The organism is Legionella feeleii (genome assembly GCF_001467625.1).
Classification (GTDB): Bacteria; Pseudomonadota; Gammaproteobacteria; order Legionellales; family Legionellaceae; genus Tatlockia; species Tatlockia feeleii.
The window spans coordinates 65,948-83,920 of sequence record NZ_LNYB01000051.1; the positions used below are offsets into that span (position 1 = coordinate 65,948).

Below are 17,973 nucleotides of genomic sequence, written 5' to 3' on the forward strand. Positions count from 1 at the left end.
CCAAACTACTCAAGCCAAAATTGGCGTCCCCAAGGGGATTCGAACCCCTGTTACCGCCGTGAAAGGGCAGTGTCCTAGGCCTCTAGACGATGGGGACCTTAGAACTTTCTCATCATCAACCAATGTTGATGATGGTGGAGCTAGGCGGGATCGAACCGCCGACCTCTTGCATGCCATGCAAGCGCTCTCCCAGCTGAGCTATAGCCCCAAAATAAGAATCGCAGTTTAATGAGGCACCTTACAGCTGTCAAGCAATTTTTAATAAATTGATGTAAATCGTACTATGTGAAGCAGGAGCGATATTTTGAATGAATTACATTGGTGCCTACTGCTTGAAGCTCACCACTGTTCTACAAACTTTTATTACTTCAACGAATGGCTTACAGATAGCAGACGAGAAGCGCAACTTAATAAAGGCGTCAAAGGCGTCATAAAACTGACACCTTCACTTAGAGGTAAATTAAGCCTGAGTCGCTTCAGCACGCTTTTTAACTGACTTTCTGTGCTGTTTCCAGTCACGATCTTTTGCAAAAACAAAACTGGCTGCTTCTTCAATAAAAAAACTGATATCGTCAATATTGGCCCAAGCACAATATGCGTTGATCAACTCAAAAGTTTCACTGCTGATTTCAGCTTTAATTTTTTCTTTCTTTTGCACGCGAGTGCCATTGATAATTGGCATTTTATCACCCCAAATGTTATTAAACGGAGTAGATATTAACAAATTAAATTATGCTTGCAAAGACAGGTTAATCCTGCTTCTGATTGAGGTTAATTTCATGAAAGCAAATAAATTTACACAGCGCGTATTATTAATTCAATTCTGATCATATAAACAGGATCTCAACCAGATGACTTGGATACTTGATGCTGTTTACAGCATCAAGCAACACTGCACTTAACCAGAGACTATTTATTAATTAATTTCGCACTAAAAATTAGTAATCATGAAGGGTTTGGATATTTCAGGATAAAAAGTAGACCACATTTTATCGCAGAAAAAGAGTATGTTTTTATGTTTATGCAAATGTGTTTTTAAATTACAGTCATAAGGAAACCAAACAATATTCGCCAAAAAACCAAAGGCTGTTGCATCGATACTCGTGAGTTCTGTACCATGAAAATATTTCTTTTCACCCAGAACAGATGCAATTGCATCCAACGTTTTATATCCCATCTGTAATACTTCATCATAACTGTGTCGACCAGTACCTTGAAAATACAAGGATTTCTGCATATTTTTTCGTATCAATTTTGGTAAAAAAATTCTTTTAAAACCCGATAAATCACCAAAAAAAGTATCTCGCAAAAGAGGCCATATAGCATCAACTTGCCAACGCATATAAAGCATGATCCAATATAATCGCTCAGAAAATACATCATCCAGCAAAGCAGATAATGCCTTTTGTTCACTATTTAAATTTTTATCCAATACGTCGCCAAATTTTCCCTTAAGATAATCAATAATTATCTCACTATCTGGAATTAATTTTTCGTCAATTTTGACAAAAGGCAACTTCCCCTTCGGACTTTTTCGTGGGTCCCTGACAAACCTAATTTCGTAAGGAATTTCTGCCATACGCAAATAAGTTTCAATTTTCAAACAAAAAGGACTTGCATTAGGCAAGCCCCACATTCCAGGAAATTGGTATAAGGTAATCATGTTTGTTTATTCCTTTAGTAAAACCACAACGAGCACATACTTAAATAGACTTCTTTCGAAACTCGCTGCAGTAAGAAAAGAGCGTGGAGAAACAGCGCGCAAAACCACAGTGTACACACCAGTACATGAGGATTCGAGCACCGGATCGACGAAGCGATACTCCAATGCAGTAGATTTTCTAAAGAAGTCATCGATAATAACTTGGTGACGGCGATTATACTCACGATATAATTCACTGTGAACAGACCTCATACCACCTGGACTTTATGAAAAACGTCGCGGTCGAGGCAAAATTTGATTTTAATGAGGGAGTTTAACCTAACCAGCTGACCGCATTAAAATCAAATTTAAACGAAAAGATCGGTTTTTTGCATGAGTTCTAATCAATAATCACTGGAGTTAACGAGATGAATCAATGTCCCTGCGGTTTACCAACGGATTACCTGGCTTGTTGCGGTTCCTACATCGAGAAACTGGAAACAGCTAAAACACCGGAAGCATTAATGCGATCTCGTTACACGGCATATAGCCAAGCCAGGGTTGATTACCTGAGGAAAACGATGCTAGGTAAACCATTAGTGGGTTTTAATGACCATGAGACAGCACTGTGGGCAAAACAAGTAAAATGGTTGGGTCTGCAAGTGATCACCAGCTATCTAGACCCGAAGGACGAAAACACAGGTTTTGTAGAGTTTATTGCGAGATATATGGAAAAAAATACCATTAAAACCATTCATGAATTGAGTCAATTTCAACGTCATAGTGGTTCCTGGTTTTATACCGATAGCCTACCACCTAAAACAGGAAAATCCACTGTAAAGCAAAAAATATCCCGCAATGCACCTTGCCCTTGCGGAAGTCAAAAAAAATATAAAAATTGCCATGCTCTTATAAAGGATTAATCACAACTATTTCCACAGGATAAAAAGAATATTTTTACAATATCAACAAGAAAGTACAATCGCCTTCTATTGGCAATTTTTAAAATAAAAAATCATTTATTTTTTAGTTAAAATAAAGAATCGATACGATGTTTCCTTTCAACTTTTACCTGGTGATTTAGCTCCACTTTCCTCACTTGAATCACCTTTATCTACCTGTTGGTCTTGCCCACTATCAGTCTCTTTTACACCCTCGCTTTCATCCTCATTTTCATGAAAAAAAGCTTCCCTTCGTTGCTTAGGTGTCAGCGCCAGTTTTTTGACTTCTCGCCTATTCGCTTCCTGCTCTTTCTCAAATACAACAGTAAAACTGTTCCGCAACGACTCGGAAGGTTTCAACATCTCCAAGTCCACCTCCGCGAGTAATCGATCATCACTCTCGATTTGTTTGTCGGCCTCCTCCTGACGCTTTTGTAATTCTTGCCGCTCCCGCATAATTTTTACTCCAATAAGTAAAGTAGCTACTGCAGTAATAACAGCGGCCAAAACTGTTACAATTAGAACAGCGGCTATTGGAACCCCTACTCCGGGAATAAGAAAAGCTAATCCAGCAAAAGCAAGCGCAAAACCTGCAAAAGAAGCCGCATAACCAGCCCCTTTCATCCATTTTTTTTCTGTTGACCATTGCTCGGCCAATAAGTCCTGATTTGCAATAAACTGCTCCACCTCAAATCCATCAATCTGTTGCTCCAGATGGCGCAGTTCAACTCGCGTTTCAGCTGATATCTCACGATCACCCAGTGGTCTATTGTAAATTTCAGAGTAAAGATTGGCACTCTCCTTGGAAAAATCTATCACTCCGTAACCCAGTACAGCGGCCCCTACTACAAAACCAGGTACTATTAACAAGGGAAAGGCGAGACCTAAAACAGTTGCAGCCGCAACTAATAACACCCCTAATCCCATCCATCCCAGGTCGGTAAAAAGTTTTTTTCGACTTTTTGCGTCCTCCAAATAAGATAAGCGCAGCTCAGCCAGCAAACGAGTATTCTTTTCAATTAACGCCAAAGAAGCGATGTTTGCTAAATCTTGATAAGACTCTTTAATGAATAATTCTTCAATCAATCGTTTTTTATAGGACTCAAAATCGGCTGCTTTCTCCTGCAGTGTTAACTGGACTAATTTTTCCTGCCAATATTTGTAATAGGAGTGGCTCTTGAACCAAAGAGGCAAATCACCCAGTAGGTCTTTGCCAGTTTTTAACGTAGCATTGCGCAGAACTCGATGGATATGATGAAAGAAACGGTAATCTTCCAAAGCCTGGTCAAAATCCCCCTCCAGAGCCAATTTCTCTTTTATCGTTGTCAGCAATCGGGTTAACCTGTGCTGATGCATAATAAATGTCTCTGTGGAATCAGCGTGCAACATGCCTTTAAGGCTTTGCCCAGCAATATCGAGGATTCTCTTTTGCAGTTCTTGCGTTTGATCAGAATGGTAATTCGCAGCTATATCCTCAGTAATTGCAACCAGTTGATCATGAATAATTAGTGCGGCAGTTAACTCTTGCTTCAATGCTTGTTGATTAAATTGGTCAATTTCTTCAGTTAAATGTTGTGCCATAGCCGGACTCAAAAGGACGTTCTGCGATGAGTATAGCTAGAATTATTTATGCAGAACATTATAGAAAAACTGCGTTAGTGAAATTAATTACACTAAATAACAGAAAAATTCATTCAGCCTTGAAAAATAGACAGATACCACGAGAGAATGATTGTTGGTCAAATACTATAAGGAGAGACGATGCCAAATCCCACATCTTCCCCTAATGATTCCCCTGCTTCTAGCCGTACTCGCCAAACTACTCCCAGGTTTCAAGTTCCCAGCTTACAAATATTAGCAGGGAAAGCAGTTAAACAACGCCATCTGTTCTTTAAATTACGCAATCAAGAGCTGCCTCCTGAAATCGTAACGCACCATATCCGACCAATCATTGATCAATTGGTTTCAGAACGTGAAAAAAGTTATTTTCTCCAACTGGAAGAGCGGCAAGAAAAAATAGCGGAACTCAGTTCTGAAATGCAGCAGCAAGGATGGTTCAGCAAACTATTAAGTTGGACACTCGGGCTTGGCTTAACAGGATTACATATCGGGATCTATTTTATTCTAAAAGCAAATGATAATATTCCTGATCAAACTAAATTGGCATTCATTAGCTCTGTGCCTGCTTCATTCTTTGTTGGACTTTGTGCAGGTGCCTGTTGCCTACCGCGGCCTTTAGCGTGGACCTTTGCCTATTTTCGCACACCTAGAATACCGTCAAAGCAAGTAATTGACCTCAATGAGGAAGCAATGAAAGACTCCCTCACTCCTTAAATTACAATAGGCTATTCTGCACTGGCCGCACGTACGCGAATACGCTGCAATGCTTGCTCCAGACGTGTTAAGGTGCGTTGTCTACCCAGCAAGCTAAGCGTCATGTCAATTGCCGGAGACATACTGCTGCCAGTTACTGCAACACGCAAAGGCTGAGCTATTTTCCCTAAATTTATATCAAATTCGGCACTCACGTCATTGATGCAGGTTTGTAAGGCATCTTTCTCCCAATTCTTTAACTCCTGCAAACGCACATAGAGCACTTCAAGAGGAGCCAAAACGACTGGACGCAAATGCTTCTTCACTGCTTCCTCATCATAATCGATAGTATCCTGGTAAAAATAGCGGCTCTTCTCACACATCTCTACCAGGGTTTTGCAGCGTTCCGCCTGAGTAGGGACTAAATCAACCAAATTTGGCCCCTGGCTTAAGTCAATACCTTGCTGAATAAAATGCCAACGTAAAGCCTCGGCAACCGTCTCTGCAGAATCACTCTTTTGGTAATGTTGATTTAACCAATAGAGCTTATCGTAATTAAAACTGGATACACCGCGACTAACGTTTTTTAAATCAAAGCTGGCAATCATTTCTGCAACACTAAAAATTTCCTGATCTCCATAGGACCACCCGAGTCGAACCAAATAATTTAATAAAGCATGCGGTAAAATACCCAACTCTTTAAATTGCAAAACACTCACTGCGCCATGGCGTTTTGACAAGCGCTTGCCATCGTCACCAAGAATCATTGGTAAATGCGCAAACACAGGGACTGGTGCATTTAAAGCCTTAAACAGATTAATTTGACGCGGCGTATTGTTGATGTGATCATCACCACGAATAACATGAGTAATTTGCATATCCCAATCATCAATTACTACAGCAAAATTGTAAGTTGGATTGCCGTCGGAACGTACCAAAATCAAATCATCCAGCTCATTATTATCAACATGAATATCGCCATAAACTTGATCAGTAAACGATACAATTCCTGTTTGGGGATTCTTAAAACGCAATACATAGCTTCCGCTGGCAGGCAAATTTTTATCACGGCAATGGCCATCGTAACGTGGCTTTTCTTTGTTAGCGAGTTGCGTTTCTCGCAACGCTTCCAAGCGCTCTTTGCTACAAACACAGCAGTAAGCCTTACCTTCATTCAATAATTGCTGGGCGATTTCCTGGTAACGCGTATAACGTTTCGTTTGGTAAAAGGGACCCTCGTTATAATCTAATCCTAACCACGCCATCCCATCCAGAATTGCTTGCACAGACTCCTGCGTTGAACGCTCTTGATCTGTATCTTCGATACGCAATATAAATTCGCCATCATGGCGTTTGGCATATAACCAGGAAAACAAGGCGGTACGTACACCACCCACATGTAAAAAACCGGTAGGACTTGGGGCAAAGCGGGTTCTCACTACCATCCAGATGCTCCGTTGTAAGCAATTAAACAATCGCGCTATAATAGCCCACTTTACCAGCAACGCAAAATAAACAAATGCGCTCTATGTCTTTGCCTTATACAGGAAAATCACTGTGCCCAAAGTCTATCATTTGATTCACAACAGGTACTCTGCATGAAAAGACTCGGTATAAAATACCAATTACGAATTACTACGCTAATACCCGTCCTTTTGGTCGCCCTTCTGTTTGCAGTATTTTACAATGGCCAATTTAACAAAGATTTGGAATTGCATATGTCGCGTCTGGGCGAAGCTTATATCCGCCAACTTTTACCAGCCGCCCAATTTGCCATGATGCGCAATGATAATAGAACCTTGCAAGGCTTAATTAATGCCTCCACAGTGAATCCCGAAATTAAAGCATTGGCTTTTTACGGTGCCCACGGTCAATTGTTAGCCTACCGGGGTGGCAAACATTCTATTCACAAACCGTTCCGACCACCTGAATTTACTGGCGACTATATCGAAAGAAAACAAATAAAGCCCTACCTTATTAACTTTTTAGCGCCTGTTACTATTCCTAAATTTAATCTCTACTCAACTATCCCTTTTAAAATATTCAGCAACCCCATCGCGCCGCAAGCAGACGATATTTTAGGATGGCTGTCTATCGACATTGATACCCAATCCGTACTGATTAAACGTTATCAGATGTACATCATCACTATCTTTATTACTTTGCTGGGTTTGCTAATCAGCTTGACGATCCATTATTTTCTCTCAAAACGAATTTATCTTCCGATTTCCCGTTTACGCCGCAGTATGAAACAAATACTCAGCAATGAATTTGAAACCCAGATAAAAGTATCAAGTCCCGGTGAACTAGGTATTATTGAACAAGGTTGCGCCCATCTGCAGAAACAGTATTTAAATAACGTCCACGAACTGAATCACCATATTGAAACAGCCACAGCAGATTTACAACAAAGCCTGGAATTACTGGAAGAAAAGAATATTCAATTATCGCTAGAAAAAAAGAAATTTGAAGAGAAAAGCCGGCAAAAATCTGAATTTATTGCCAATATGAGTCACGAAATCCGCACACCGATGAATGGTGTCATTGGTTTTACCAATGTGCTATTGGAAAGCAAGCTAGACAGCTTGCAATTAGATTACGTCAAAACAATTAAATCCTCAGCGCAAGACTTATTAGCGATTATTAATGACATATTGGATTATTCAAAAATGGATGCAGGCAAATTACATTTAGATTGCATCCCTCTCGATATTCGCGCTTGCATTGATGAAGTATTGGCATTAACAGCCCCAAATGCCCATAAAAAAGGAATTGATCTCATTCCTGCCACTGAAATTAGTGTTCCCAAAACAGTGCTCGGCGATCCTTTACGACTGAAGCAAATTATTACCAATCTAATCAGTAACGCGGTAAAATTTACTGATCATGGCTATGTTCTTATTCGCACTTGTATTGAGCAGGAAAGCGATAAAGATTACACCATATGCTTATCGGTCACTGATACCGGCATTGGCATTTCAACTGAAGATCAAGGCAAACTGTTTCATGCCTTTAACCAGGCAGATACGACTATTACACGCCGTTTTGGTGGTTCAGGCTTGGGTTTGGTTATCTGCAAGAAACTCACTGAAGCCATGCAAGGACGCATTTCACTGACCAGCGAACCCAATAAAGGTTCAACGTTTTCTGTACGAGTCAAACTGGAAAAATTGGCTGCTTATGAAGTTGAAAAACATCAAAGCCACCGTTTTGGCCACCTCAAAGTACTTTGTTATGATGATAATCCTTTATATCTGGAAGCGATGTGCAATGGCCTGGGTTATTGGGGAATTGAGTGTGTTCGCATCAATGCCTTTAATCAGCTTGAAAAGGCGTTTACTGAACACCTGGATTGTTCTTTAGCGTTTATTAATGTGAATGAAGGTTGTGAAAAACAAGTCGCCCAAGTAATACGTAAACAATCTATCGATTGTATTCTCGTCTCTAAATGGCTCATCCATGAACCTGAAGCCCTTGGCGCCAAGGCCTTTTTATTCAAACCCATTAGTATTCAAAAATTGCATGACATCCTTGAATCCCTTATTAACCAAGTTACCCAAGTCTCGACAGCCAATCAAGAATTAGATCAATTGCGCTCCCAACTCCGCGTCGCACGCCCCGATATTTTAATCGCCGAAGATAATCCCGTTAATCGTATGTTGCTCAATTCACTCTTAGGGGAGCATAGCAGTATTGAAACGGTAGATAATGGCGAAGAAGCAGTGACTGCTTGTCAAAGTAAACGATACAATGTGATCTTACTCGATCTGCAAATGCCCAAACTGAATGGACTCGATGCTGCACATCTTAACCGTCACAAATCAATGTTAAATAAACAGACGCCAATTATTGTGATAAGTGCGAACAGTACTGAACTCAGTAACGAAAAGTTAAAAAAAGCAGGGGTTGATCTTTGTCTGCAAAAACCAATAGACGAAACTCAATTACTTAACCATCTATTACGAATTATAAAAAAGGCAAAGCCTTCCGCGATAGACTGGCAACTATGCGTACAAAAGGTCTCTGGTAATAAAGCCCTAGCCGAGGAATTTCTTGTCCGTTTTGTCGAGGAATTAAGAAAAAATCGCCAGGAATTTATTCAACTCATGCATGATAAGGATGTAAAAGGCCTGGAAAATGCCGCTCATAAATTGCATGGGGCTTGCTGCTTTTGCGGTGTTCCACACCTGCAAATACAAGTCACTCGTTTAGAAAAACAAGCCAAGCAAGTGAAAAAAGTAGACGAGTTAAAACCAGCCTTTGCAGAACTTATTCAAAGCATTGATGAAGTTATTGATGAATTTGACAATTTGTATCAAGCCAGTCCTTCTAAATGACTGTTTATCATGGAGAAATTATGTCGATTAAAAATGCAATTTATGCCCAATCAGGTGGGGTGACAGCGGTTATTAACGCTTCAGCTTGTGGTGTTATTCAAACAGCACGACTTCATTCTGATAAAATAGCGAAAGTCTACGCGGCTCAAAATGGCATTATTGGTGCCCTCAATGAACAATTGATTGATACGTCTTTGGAAAGCGCTGAAGACATTGCAAAACTAATGCATACCCCGTCAGGTGCTTTTGGCTCATGCCGTTATAAATTGAAAGATAATGGTGCTGAATATGAACGTCTGATTGATGTATTTAAAGCACATAATATTGGTTATTTCTTTTATAATGGTGGTGGTGACTCCCAAGATACCGCTCATAAGATATCCAAACTAGGAAGCAGCATGGGCTATCCTATTACCTGTATCGGCATTCCCAAAACGGTGGACAACGATTTACCCTTCACCGATACTTGCCCCGGTTTTGGTTCAGTCGCAAAATACGTGGCAATTTCCACCATGGAAGCAGGTTTTGATGTCGCTTCAATGGCCGCCTCTTCAACTAAAGTTTTCATTCTTGAAGTGATGGGTCGTCATGCAGGATGGATCGCTGCTGCCAGTGGTCTGGCAGGCCAAAATGCTCAAGAGCCACCTCATATTATTCTATTTCCTGAAGTCCCTTTTGTTCAACAAGCTTTCTTGAAGAAAGTGGACGATTGTGTAAAAAAATATGGCTATTGTGTTGTCGTCGTTTCTGAAGGTATCCGTAATGAGGAAGGACAATTTTTAAGTGATGCCGGTTTACGGGATGCCTTTGGCCATGCGCAATTGGGTGGTGTTGCACCAGTGATTGCGCAGCTGGTAAAAACTGAACTCGGTTATAAATACCATTGGGCAGTTGCTGACTACCTGCAGCGTGCGGCACGTCATATTGCCTCCCAAGTCGACCTTGAGCAAGCCTATGCCCTGGGTAAAGCAGCCGTTGAATTGGCTTTAAGCGGCCATAATGCCATTATGCCGATTATTAAACGCGAACAAGATTCACCCTACCGCTGGTCCATTGATCATGTCTCTTTAGCAGAGGTAGCCAATCAGGAAAAATCCATGCCGGCAGAATTTATTGGAGCAGATGGTATGAGCATTACTGAGGCTTGCCGCTGTTATTTAGCGCCTCTCATTCAGGGTGAAGCTTATCCTCCTTATAAAAATGGCTTGCCTGATTATGTGCGTTTGAAAAATCAGTTAGTCGCCCAAAAACTATAGGATTCAAACCTGTCATTTTACCTGGATCACCACTGCATCCAGGTAAAAATCCTAGACCCGTTTTTTATCAAGGGGCTCCTCTATAATTTGAGCTTTTGTCTATAAATTTGCTTTCTCCCTTTTTGCTAATTATTATTTTATATTCAGTATATAGCAAGGGAGTATGCTTTATGCCGTTTGATCAACTACCCAATCTGCCCACGGATGACGACCCACCTGCCTATGATTCCATAATAGAAGCCCCTCAAGATATCGCTACCAAGAAACAGGAAGTTATCAGAGCTGAAAATGAATTTCTAACTCAAGAAATTACCCTACTGCAACAAGAAATTAGACGATTAAATAGAGCGCGAGACAAGCAAAAAAAACATATTGAATTGATAGAAGAACAACTTCGATTAGGTAATATAAGAGGAGAATATCAACAGACAAAAATTACTGCTCTTGAAGAAAATAATGAGCTGTTACAACGTAAAAATTCAGGGCTTGTAGAGTTATTGGAGGTATCAGTTAAGGAGCAAGAACAGACGCTAGAATATGCAGAAGCCTTGGAATTATGTGGCGCCTCGATGAGTACCAGCGCAGAAGTGAATGATCTGCATCTTAAACTGCAAGAGTTGGAACATAGTTTAGAAAGGCATCGAGGAGAGGTTTCTTCAGAAATAGAAAAACAGATCAATGAAAAAACCCAACGCCTCCAAAAAGATATTCTGGATTTGTTTAATCAACTGCTAAATGGCGAAGCCTTCAGCAACTTAGTCAGTGAGCTGGAAATAAAATTCATGGCTATCCTGCGTCATGAACAAGAGCGATTCCAGGCTGAATTAGCTGCACAAATCCCCGTGCAAGATGAGTTGATACAAGAGTATTTGGATGGCAAAACACAAAAGCTAGCTGACCTTAAAAAAATTCATAACGATGAAAAAACCAGCTTGTTTTATAACACCAGCTATATCGTGTTATGGGCGAAAATTATTGGTGTTATTTCTATTTTTAGCCAATTAGTCGAGAAAAAAGCTGGGCTGGGAGAAAAAGCTGTCGAGCTATCCTCCTCTGTAGTTGGTAGTTTGCTCGGGAGTGTTCCAGTAGTCGGCTCTTTACTTGACACCATTGCTTCTTTCACGCTGAAAGAAATTGGTAGCACTGTTTTGGGGCATTTTGAAGATAAAAGAACGCAAAATATTTTGGAGATATTACGCAATCCCGATCATGCAAAAAAAATGGCTGAATTATTTGCACGCTCCTTGACCCTACGTTATCAGGCGGAGATCCAATCATGGGAACCAGATACAATTAAAAAGACAGCCACCATGTATAGTGATCAGGTGTTCGAGTTATCTATTGGCGGCAAAATAAAAGAGTGTAAAGATGAATCCACAGAAGGCCAAGTCGCAACCTTTCTTGGCGCACTCCAAGAGGCTACACCTCGATCCAAATCTGCTGCCCATCCCCAAAAATCAGTCCACACGCAGGTCCGGGAAAGCACGCAAACCTTGCGTGGAAAATTCCAAAAAGCAGAATACCATACTGTACATGCCATTACTGCACTAAAATCGGAAGTCGCTGCCTTAAGAAAGGAACATGCACAGCAAAAGGAAGATATTGAATCTTTAAAAACATTCACCTATGGTTTGCAAGAAATAATCGCAGGGTTATTAACCCCTCCCCCCACAAAAACCGTTGGTGAAGCATCTGACACAAAGCCTGCTGGCAGATCGGTTTTTTTTTCCAAACCAGACAACAACAAAGGGGCAGTGAAAGTCAATGCGTCTAAAACTCGTAATCAACTAACATGATAGCGAGAACCATGTTAGTTAAGAGTAACGAATTGTGCTAGCTCTCAAAACGGGTTAACTGCGGCAAGTCGCTGGTCGGTACTTAGTCGCCAAAGTTCCTGTATTACAAGTCCAGGTTAGTTCACCAGTAGACTGGAGAGTCGGAACAAGTAAAATGGTGCCGTCGCCTGCCTTTGGCGTGTAAGTGATAGTAATCACACCCTTAGCCCCTATAGTAACCGACTTAACATTCGGAGTGGGGGCAGGACTTGTATAGCCAGTTGCTTCCTGAGTAGCCGGCAAAGCATGATCAGACGAGACTGTTTCAGCGACAGCATCCTTTGCTGTAGAAGCTAAATTTAAACCCTCTACGACCCGAGCTTTCATTATGTGATCCTGATAGGCAGGAACGGCAATAGAGATGAGAATCCCTAAAATAGCGATGACGATCATCAACTCAATAAGAGTGAAACCTTTTTGTTTCATACCCTGCTCCTTTATTAACCATTAAATGACGCGTACAAACATAGGGGAAATCATAGAATATTTCAATGAGCAGACTGAGAAAATTCATCTTTTTGCAACTTAAGAAACTCTTAAGAAAAATGTGTTATAACATTTCAGCCTCTGGAAGTTAACTTTTTAAGTTGTAAAATGCTCACTGTCAATATTTGGTATTCTACCGCACTTTGGAAAAATAAACGTGTTAAACATGGCATCTTTGGTCCCTATTTAGCCGCTAGACAGGAAGACCAAAATGTAGGACATGTAAATCTACAAATAAGCGTGGATGAAAGCGCTGAAAGTTTTGCCCAAATCGATAAAAATATCCATGGTCTTCCCTTAGAAGCTACTTTAAGCCCAGTTCCAGTTACCGTTAACAAAGGCGATCACCGCCACTACGAACAGAAAAAAGTTAGAATGGATCTCGTTTCTCATAGCTTTTGGCCTGCAAAAGATAATACTGTCCACTATGTAAAAGAGGTTTTGCATCTTCTACATCTTGGTAAAGGCAGCAAAGGTGTCCCTTCCCTTTTGGCCACTCATTCTTATGATATGCGACGTGAAGAGATAGGCAAAAACCCTTTAGTAATTCAACATCCCCACCCTGAAGTGGATTTGCAAAAAGACGAACAGGCGCTTAAAGAATTAGATATTGAAATAACTCTTTTGCGAGTATCTCTCTCTAATAGAGAAACCATGCAAAAGCGATTTGTTCAATTTAAAACTGAAAAAGACAGCCAGCTTTCTCAGCAACGACAATTGGCCGCAGATTATCAAATGGCTCAAAATGACATTAAAAAGGACATCGCTAAAACAAACCATGAGCTAGATGAGGCAAGCGCTAAACTTAAATTTAATACTAAAAAATTAAACTACCTGGAAAAATTGCCTAGCCATTCTGATTCGACGCCCGAGATCAAAAAACTTCGTTTGAAAATACCGCAATTGCAGGATAAACAAAAACAGTTAAGCAAAGAACTAGATGATCTTCATGCCGCACTGGAGCAAAAACGCATACAATACCAGACAGCTTCATTAGCATTAGAAACCGATCTTAAAACTACACTGGCCGCGCTCAGTTTTTATGAAAATACCTTAGCTGAACTTGAGAAAAAAATTAATGGTCGCGATCAGGCCGCACTCCAACGACTGGAGAAGGATTATGCGACAAGGAAGGATATGCTGCAACGCAGCAAAACCTATCTGGAAAACTTGCATTCCACTACAGGAAGACACGCAGACCGAACAATACACTTACCAACCAGCGACAGTGGTTTGCCTTATTACATTGATGAACTCGCTGTTATAGAAGCAATGGCTCAGGAAAAAGCGCAAAATTACACGTTTATTACTAACAATTGCGCGCGCAGTGCAAAACGCTGTCTTTTAGCAGGGGTAAAACATTTACAAGAGCCTTTTATTGAAGCAGGCGTGTCACCAACATTTTTTCAATTAAAGGGTCTCGAAACCTGTACCTCCATACGTGCCTGGGTTCGTGATTTGGAAGCAATGCTTATCAAACTTAATTACGCTCCCTTGCCCAAAGAACCTGTCGGGCAACCCAAAATATGACAATAGGTCGTGTAATGCGTATACTTTAGCAATCCTGAGTCATTTAATGGCAAAATTTCATGTCCCGCGAACAACGAATCACTGACTTACTCTATACAGAATTAAACCCTTTTTTTCTGACCGTTGAAGATGAGTCCCATAAACATCATGTCCCTGTAGGTGCTGAAACCCATTTTAAGCTCGTCATTGTCTCTGAAAAATTTGCTAAATTAACTCTCATCGCGCGCCATCGTTTAGTTAACGGTTTATTGTCGCAAGAATTTAATAACGGTTTACACGCTTTAAGTCTGCATTTATATACTGAGGAAGAATGGGAAACTCGCCATAGAACCACCACTAACTCACCTGCCTGCCGTGATGGTTATCGCCATGGATAAAAATGCCACCAAGACACCACAATACTGGCAGAGCGAATGTTGTCTAACACCAAAAGCACGTGGGTTCCACCTCATTAGTGCGGAAATAAAACAAGTTTTGCTTGCAATGCCTCCCATACAAACCGGTTTGGTACATCTCTTTCTCCAACACACATCGGCTTCACTCGCTATCAGTGAGAATACCTGCGCGGATGTGCCACTGGATTTAGAATCTTTTTTCAATAAAACAATACCAGATAAAAACAGCCTTTATCGTCATACCCTGGAAGGTGAGGATGATATGCCTGCGCACATAAAAAATGTAATTTTAGGTGTGAGTCTGACCATCCCTTTACAGAAGGGCCAGCTGGCATTAGGGCAGTGGCAGGGAATCTACCTTTGCGAACACCGTAATCATGCATCTGCACGCCGTATCCTGATTACGGCGCACGGCCATCTTTAATTACAGAGTCACTTGGGGTACTTGAGCGGGTTGGCGTTCGGCAGTTGCAACCGGTATAACAATATTTCCCAAAAGGGCTGCCGCTTTAAATAGATTGGTGAGATTAGGCAACACGCTGCATCCAGATGTAACGCCATTAAAAACAGCGCCTAAACACATAAAGTTTAGAGAAACTGAACCCGCTTTGCTAAGTGGAGAAGGCTTTTCTACCAAAGCCAAAATACTCACAAAACAAGTCAAGGCATCCAAGCCCCACTCCCATGCATGCTCAGGATCACTTGCCATCTCACTCAGAGCAACAAAAAGCGCCGCAGTGTTCAACGCTTGCATAAGTGCACGTAACTTATTTTCCCGATTAAAAAAACCAAACATCCTTGCTCCTTTAGTAACAAAAACAAGTAACTATAACAAAAAAAAACTTGCTGGTGCGTTATGTTTTTTATATATCACCTCATGTTTTTTTAAAATTTCCACTGAACTGCTGCCTTTACAGAAAAAATGCTTTTCATCACTTCCCGCATTCACTTATAATGCTTATCTTTTTGCCAATAGTGTCTTGGGACTGTCAACTACTATGAAAGCCTGGTCTTCCGAAAAAATTTCTGTACTGGCACTCGTTTTATTAATTACCGGTGCCATTGACAGTATCCGTAATTTGCCAGCAACGGCGCTTTTTGGTTCTTCACTGATTTTCTTTTTTGCCTTCTCAGCCCTGGTATTTCTCATTCCGGTTGCTTTGGTCTCCGCGGAACTATCGTCTACCTGGTCTGAAGAAGAAGGTGGAATCTATAGTTGGGTTAAACACGCCTTTGGCGAAAGTGCGGCTTTTTTTACCATTTGGCTGCAGTGGATCAATACGATGGTCTGGTACCCCACAATACTCTCATTTATTGCCGGAACCCTGGCTTATTTAATTAATCCAGAGCTTGCACAAAACAAATACTATTTAATTGGCGTCATTTTAGTCGTTTTCTGGTCACTCACTATTCTGGGACTGGCTGGTTTACGTGCTTCAGCAGCCTTCGCCAGTTTTTGTGCTGTAGTAGGTATGATTCTACCTATGGGGTTTATTATACTCCTTGCGCTTATATGGCTCCTCAAAGGTAATCCTATAGCTATTGATTTGAGCTGGCATAACCTGATTCCGCATTGGAAGGATAGTCAGTCATGGGTGTCCTTAACAGCCATTATGACCTCTTTTCTCGGTATGGAATTAGCAGCCGTACACGTACGTAATGTGCGGGATCCTCAGCGTAATTTCCCCCGCGCCATGCTCTTCTCAGTAACGCTGATCCTGACAACTATGATTCTTGGCTCCCTGGCTATTGCCTTTGTGCTTCCACAAGAAAAAATAAGCTTGGTGGATGGCGTGATGCAAGCGTTCTCTAACTTTTTTAAATCCTACCATTTAACAGCTCTAATGCCTGTCATTGTCATCTTATTATTACTTGGCAGCCTGGGTAGTATGGTGAACTGGATTATCTCACCTGCCAAAGGTTTGTTACTTGCCGCCGATAATGGTTTTTTACCTCATTGGCTTTATCGTAGAAATAAACATGGTATCGCCTCGCGGATCTTGATTCTTCAAGCTGTACTGGTTACCTTCCTCTGCAGCGGTTTTCTATTGTTTCCTTCGATCAATGCTATTTATTGGTTGTTTACCGCCCTAAGTACTGAACTCTATATCATGATGTATGTTTTAATGTTCATTGGTGCTTGGCGTTTAAAGAAAAAATTTGCCCACATGCCTCGTCCTTTTGTCATTCCTGGCGGGCGAGTCGGTTATTATTTAACCTGTGTTCTGGGTCTTATCGGTTGTGCAATGACACTGGTCGTCGGGTTTATACCGCCTGAAAGCAGTATGGATATGGGTGGTGCTGGTCATTTCCGTTTAGTATTTGCGAGTGGTATCCTAATTATGATCTTTCCCGCATTTTTACTCTATCTGCGTAAAAAAAGGTTGGATATAAAATAAGGGGGTTGTCTGGCAAGGCTGCTATTTTATACTGCAGCTTTGTAAGTTTGACTCCAAGGTATTCATTGAATTTCTTTCAAAACTGAGAGAAGTTTATTAAGGGGTCTACAGCCATGACAGACAAACTTGCACAAATACGCATAGAAATTGATAAAATTGATCAACAGATTCTTGAGTTAATACGCGCTCGTGCAGCCTTAGCTGTGGAAGTAGCCAAGATTAAGCAACAGCAAGAGAATCCTGTTTATTATCGCCCTGAGCGCGAAGCAGAAATTTTGCGTTCGATCGTGGCTAATAATAATAGTTTACTGCCAGATCATGAAGTCGCCCGTATCTTTCGCGATATTATGACAGCCTGTCTTGCCTTACAACAACCATTGTCCATTGCTTACCTTGGCCCTGAAGGAACTTTTTCACAGCAAGCGGTTGAGAAACATTTTGGCGAAAGCGTTAATATGGTACCTCAAGCATCGATCGCTGAAGTCTTTAAGCAAGTGGAAAATGGTAATGCTAACTATGGTGTTGTCCCTATTGAGAACAGTACCGAGGGCATGGTTAATATCACTCTGGATAATCTGATTACCAGTGATCTCCAGATCTGCGGCGAAATATCGCTGCGTATTCATCACCATTTTGCCCGTCGCGATCCTGAAAAGCCGTTGAAAATTATTTATGCCCATCAACAAACGCTAGCTCAATGCCAGCGCTGGTTGGCCACTCGTTATCCCCAGGTCACCTTAAAAGAAGTGACTAGGCTCAATCACCATTTAAATTGAATACAATAAAAAAATCCGTAAACTGTTATTTTTCACAATTTCAAGGGAATAGTAGTCAAATGC

17 protein-coding genes and 2 tRNA genes are annotated in these 17,973 nt (G+C 41.0%); 10 read left to right on the forward strand and 9 right to left on the reverse strand.

Going from position 1 to position 17,973, the window contains the following annotated elements:
• Positions 1-21 precede the first annotated feature (21 nt).
• The 5 genes from Lfee_RS07210 to Lfee_RS16975 all read right to left on the reverse strand — a co-directional run bounded on the left by Lfee_RS07210 (position 22) and on the right by Lfee_RS16975 (position 1,915).
• Positions 22-97, reverse strand: a tRNA-Glu gene (locus tag Lfee_RS07210).
• Between the two features lie 35 nt (positions 98-132).
• A tRNA-Ala gene (locus Lfee_RS07215) sits at positions 133-208 on the reverse strand.
• A gap of 252 nt (positions 209-460) precedes the next feature.
• The gene (locus tag Lfee_RS07220; RefSeq protein WP_058445341.1) at positions 461-682 is read right to left on the reverse strand and encodes a hypothetical protein; all 222 of its coding nucleotides are present in this window, start codon (positions 680-682) and stop codon (positions 461-463) included.
• 249 nt (positions 683-931) lie between these two features.
• Entirely contained in the window at positions 932-1,663 is a 732-nt protein-coding gene (locus tag Lfee_RS07225; RefSeq protein ID WP_058445343.1) for a glutathione S-transferase family protein, read from the reverse strand.
• A 6-nt stretch (positions 1,664-1,669) separates the two neighbouring features.
• Positions 1,670-1,915, reverse strand: a complete 246-nt coding sequence (locus tag Lfee_RS16975) for a hypothetical protein (RefSeq protein WP_131753165.1) — start codon at positions 1,913-1,915, stop codon at positions 1,670-1,672.
• A gap of 155 nt (positions 1,916-2,070) precedes the next feature.
• Here Lfee_RS16975 and Lfee_RS07230 point away from each other — a divergent pair, with 155 nt between their 5' ends.
• Positions 2,071-2,565, forward strand: a complete 495-nt coding sequence (locus Lfee_RS07230; RefSeq protein ID WP_058445344.1) for a YchJ family protein — start codon at positions 2,071-2,073, stop codon at positions 2,563-2,565.
• A gap of 138 nt (positions 2,566-2,703) precedes the next feature.
• Here Lfee_RS07230 and Lfee_RS07235 read toward each other — a convergent pair whose 3' ends face one another.
• Positions 2,704-4,164 (reverse strand): phage holin family protein, encoded by a 1,461-nt coding sequence (locus Lfee_RS07235; protein WP_058445345.1) that lies wholly within the window; start codon positions 4,162-4,164, stop codon positions 2,704-2,706.
• 180 nt (positions 4,165-4,344) lie between these two features.
• Between Lfee_RS07235 and Lfee_RS07240 the strand changes: the two genes are divergently transcribed.
• On the forward strand, positions 4,345-4,917 hold the full coding sequence (locus Lfee_RS07240) for a hypothetical protein (protein ID WP_058445346.1): 573 nt from the start codon (positions 4,345-4,347) through the stop codon (positions 4,915-4,917).
• 11 nt (positions 4,918-4,928) lie between these two features.
• On the opposite strand, the gene gltX is transcribed toward Lfee_RS07240, so the two are convergent.
• Positions 4,929-6,341, reverse strand: a complete 1,413-nt coding sequence (gene gltX / locus Lfee_RS07245) for a glutamate--tRNA ligase (protein ID WP_058445347.1) — start codon at positions 6,339-6,341, stop codon at positions 4,929-4,931.
• A 153-nt stretch (positions 6,342-6,494) separates the two neighbouring features.
• On the opposite strand from gltX, the gene letS reads away from it, so the two are divergent.
• The 3 genes from letS (at position 6,495) to Lfee_RS07260 (ending at position 12,285) form a co-directional block, all read left to right on the forward strand.
• Positions 6,495-9,233 (forward strand): two-component system sensor histidine kinase LetS, encoded by a 2,739-nt coding sequence (gene letS / locus Lfee_RS07250; protein ID WP_058445348.1) that lies wholly within the window; start codon positions 6,495-6,497, stop codon positions 9,231-9,233.
• A 20-nt stretch (positions 9,234-9,253) separates the two neighbouring features.
• Positions 9,254-10,489 carry a 6-phosphofructokinase gene (locus Lfee_RS07255; protein WP_058445350.1) on the forward strand — a complete coding sequence of 412 codons (1,236 nt, stop codon included), beginning with the start codon at positions 9,254-9,256 and terminating at the stop codon, positions 10,487-10,489.
• A 170-nt stretch (positions 10,490-10,659) separates the two neighbouring features.
• Complete coding sequence (locus Lfee_RS07260) at positions 10,660-12,285, forward strand: coiled-coil domain-containing protein (RefSeq protein WP_058445352.1); 1,626 nt, start codon at positions 10,660-10,662, stop codon at positions 12,283-12,285.
• A 54-nt stretch (positions 12,286-12,339) separates the two neighbouring features.
• On the opposite strand, the gene Lfee_RS07265 is transcribed toward Lfee_RS07260, so the two are convergent.
• Complete coding sequence (locus tag Lfee_RS07265; RefSeq protein ID WP_058445354.1) at positions 12,340-12,750, reverse strand: pilin; 411 nt, start codon at positions 12,748-12,750, stop codon at positions 12,340-12,342.
• Between the two features lie 168 nt (positions 12,751-12,918).
• On the opposite strand from Lfee_RS07265, the gene Lfee_RS07270 reads away from it, so the two are divergent.
• From Lfee_RS07270 to Lfee_RS07280, 3 genes are read left to right on the forward strand one after another with little or no spacing between them, the layout of a single operon-like run.
• Positions 12,919-14,340, forward strand: coding sequence for a GumC domain-containing protein (locus tag Lfee_RS07270; protein WP_058445356.1), 1,422 nt, complete (start codon positions 12,919-12,921; stop codon positions 14,338-14,340).
• A 59-nt stretch (positions 14,341-14,399) separates the two neighbouring features.
• A complete protein-coding gene (locus Lfee_RS07275) occupies positions 14,400-14,717 on the forward strand; it encodes a BolA family protein (protein WP_058445358.1) in 318 nt (105 codons plus the stop codon).
• The gene (locus tag Lfee_RS07280) at positions 14,710-15,159 is read left to right on the forward strand and encodes a secondary thiamine-phosphate synthase enzyme YjbQ (protein ID WP_058445360.1); all 450 of its coding nucleotides are present in this window, start codon (positions 14,710-14,712) and stop codon (positions 15,157-15,159) included. The genes Lfee_RS07275 and Lfee_RS07280 overlap by 8 nt, the downstream gene beginning before the upstream one ends.
• Here Lfee_RS07280 and Lfee_RS07285 read toward each other — a convergent pair whose 3' ends face one another.
• Positions 15,160-15,531 carry a hypothetical protein gene (locus Lfee_RS07285; RefSeq protein ID WP_058445362.1) on the reverse strand — a complete coding sequence of 124 codons (372 nt, stop codon included), beginning with the start codon at positions 15,529-15,531 and terminating at the stop codon, positions 15,160-15,162.
• A gap of 202 nt (positions 15,532-15,733) precedes the next feature.
• Here Lfee_RS07285 and Lfee_RS07290 point away from each other — a divergent pair, with 202 nt between their 5' ends.
• Both Lfee_RS07290 and pheA read left to right on the forward strand, forming a co-directional pair.
• Positions 15,734-17,134, forward strand: a complete 1,401-nt coding sequence (locus Lfee_RS07290; protein ID WP_058445365.1) for an amino acid permease — start codon at positions 15,734-15,736, stop codon at positions 17,132-17,134.
• 113 nt (positions 17,135-17,247) lie between these two features.
• A complete protein-coding gene (gene pheA / locus Lfee_RS07295) occupies positions 17,248-17,910 on the forward strand; it encodes a chorismate mutase (RefSeq protein WP_058445367.1) in 663 nt (220 codons plus the stop codon).
• Positions 17,911-17,973: the final 63 nt, after the last annotated feature.

Excerpts from the sequence above, each read along its gene's own strand:
- Lfee_RS07220 (WP_058445341.1), bottom strand. The coding sequence starts at position 682 with ATGCCAATTATCAATGGCACTCGCGTGCAAAAGAAAGAAAAAATTAAA.
- Lfee_RS07225 (WP_058445343.1), bottom strand. The coding sequence starts at position 1,663 with ATGATTACCTTATACCAATTTCCTGGAATGTGGGGCTTGCCTAATGCA.
- Lfee_RS16975 (WP_131753165.1), bottom strand. The coding sequence starts at position 1,915 with ATGAGGTCTGTTCACAGTGAATTATATCGTGAGTATAATCGCCGTCAC.
- Lfee_RS07230 (WP_058445344.1), top strand. The coding sequence starts at position 2,071 with ATGAATCAATGTCCCTGCGGTTTACCAACGGATTACCTGGCTTGTTGC.
- Lfee_RS07235 (WP_058445345.1), bottom strand. The coding sequence starts at position 4,164 with ATGGCACAACATTTAACTGAAGAAATTGACCAATTTAATCAACAAGCA.
- Lfee_RS07240 (WP_058445346.1), top strand. The coding sequence starts at position 4,345 with ATGCCAAATCCCACATCTTCCCCTAATGATTCCCCTGCTTCTAGCCGT.
- gltX (WP_058445347.1), bottom strand. The coding sequence starts at position 6,341 with ATGGTAGTGAGAACCCGCTTTGCCCCAAGTCCTACCGGTTTTTTACAT.
- letS (WP_058445348.1), top strand. The coding sequence starts at position 6,495 with ATGAAAAGACTCGGTATAAAATACCAATTACGAATTACTACGCTAATA.
- Lfee_RS07255 (WP_058445350.1), top strand. The coding sequence starts at position 9,254 with ATGTCGATTAAAAATGCAATTTATGCCCAATCAGGTGGGGTGACAGCG.
- Lfee_RS07260 (WP_058445352.1), top strand. The coding sequence starts at position 10,660 with ATGCCGTTTGATCAACTACCCAATCTGCCCACGGATGACGACCCACCT.
- Lfee_RS07265 (WP_058445354.1), bottom strand. The coding sequence starts at position 12,750 with ATGAAACAAAAAGGTTTCACTCTTATTGAGTTGATGATCGTCATCGCT.
- Lfee_RS07270 (WP_058445356.1), top strand. The coding sequence starts at position 12,919 with ATGCTCACTGTCAATATTTGGTATTCTACCGCACTTTGGAAAAATAAA.
- Lfee_RS07275 (WP_058445358.1), top strand. The coding sequence starts at position 14,400 with ATGTCCCGCGAACAACGAATCACTGACTTACTCTATACAGAATTAAAC.
- Lfee_RS07280 (WP_058445360.1), top strand. The coding sequence starts at position 14,710 with ATGGATAAAAATGCCACCAAGACACCACAATACTGGCAGAGCGAATGT.
- Lfee_RS07285 (WP_058445362.1), bottom strand. The coding sequence starts at position 15,531 with ATGTTTGGTTTTTTTAATCGGGAAAATAAGTTACGTGCACTTATGCAA.
- Lfee_RS07290 (WP_058445365.1), top strand. The coding sequence starts at position 15,734 with ATGAAAGCCTGGTCTTCCGAAAAAATTTCTGTACTGGCACTCGTTTTA.
- pheA (WP_058445367.1), top strand. The coding sequence starts at position 17,248 with ATGACAGACAAACTTGCACAAATACGCATAGAAATTGATAAAATTGAT.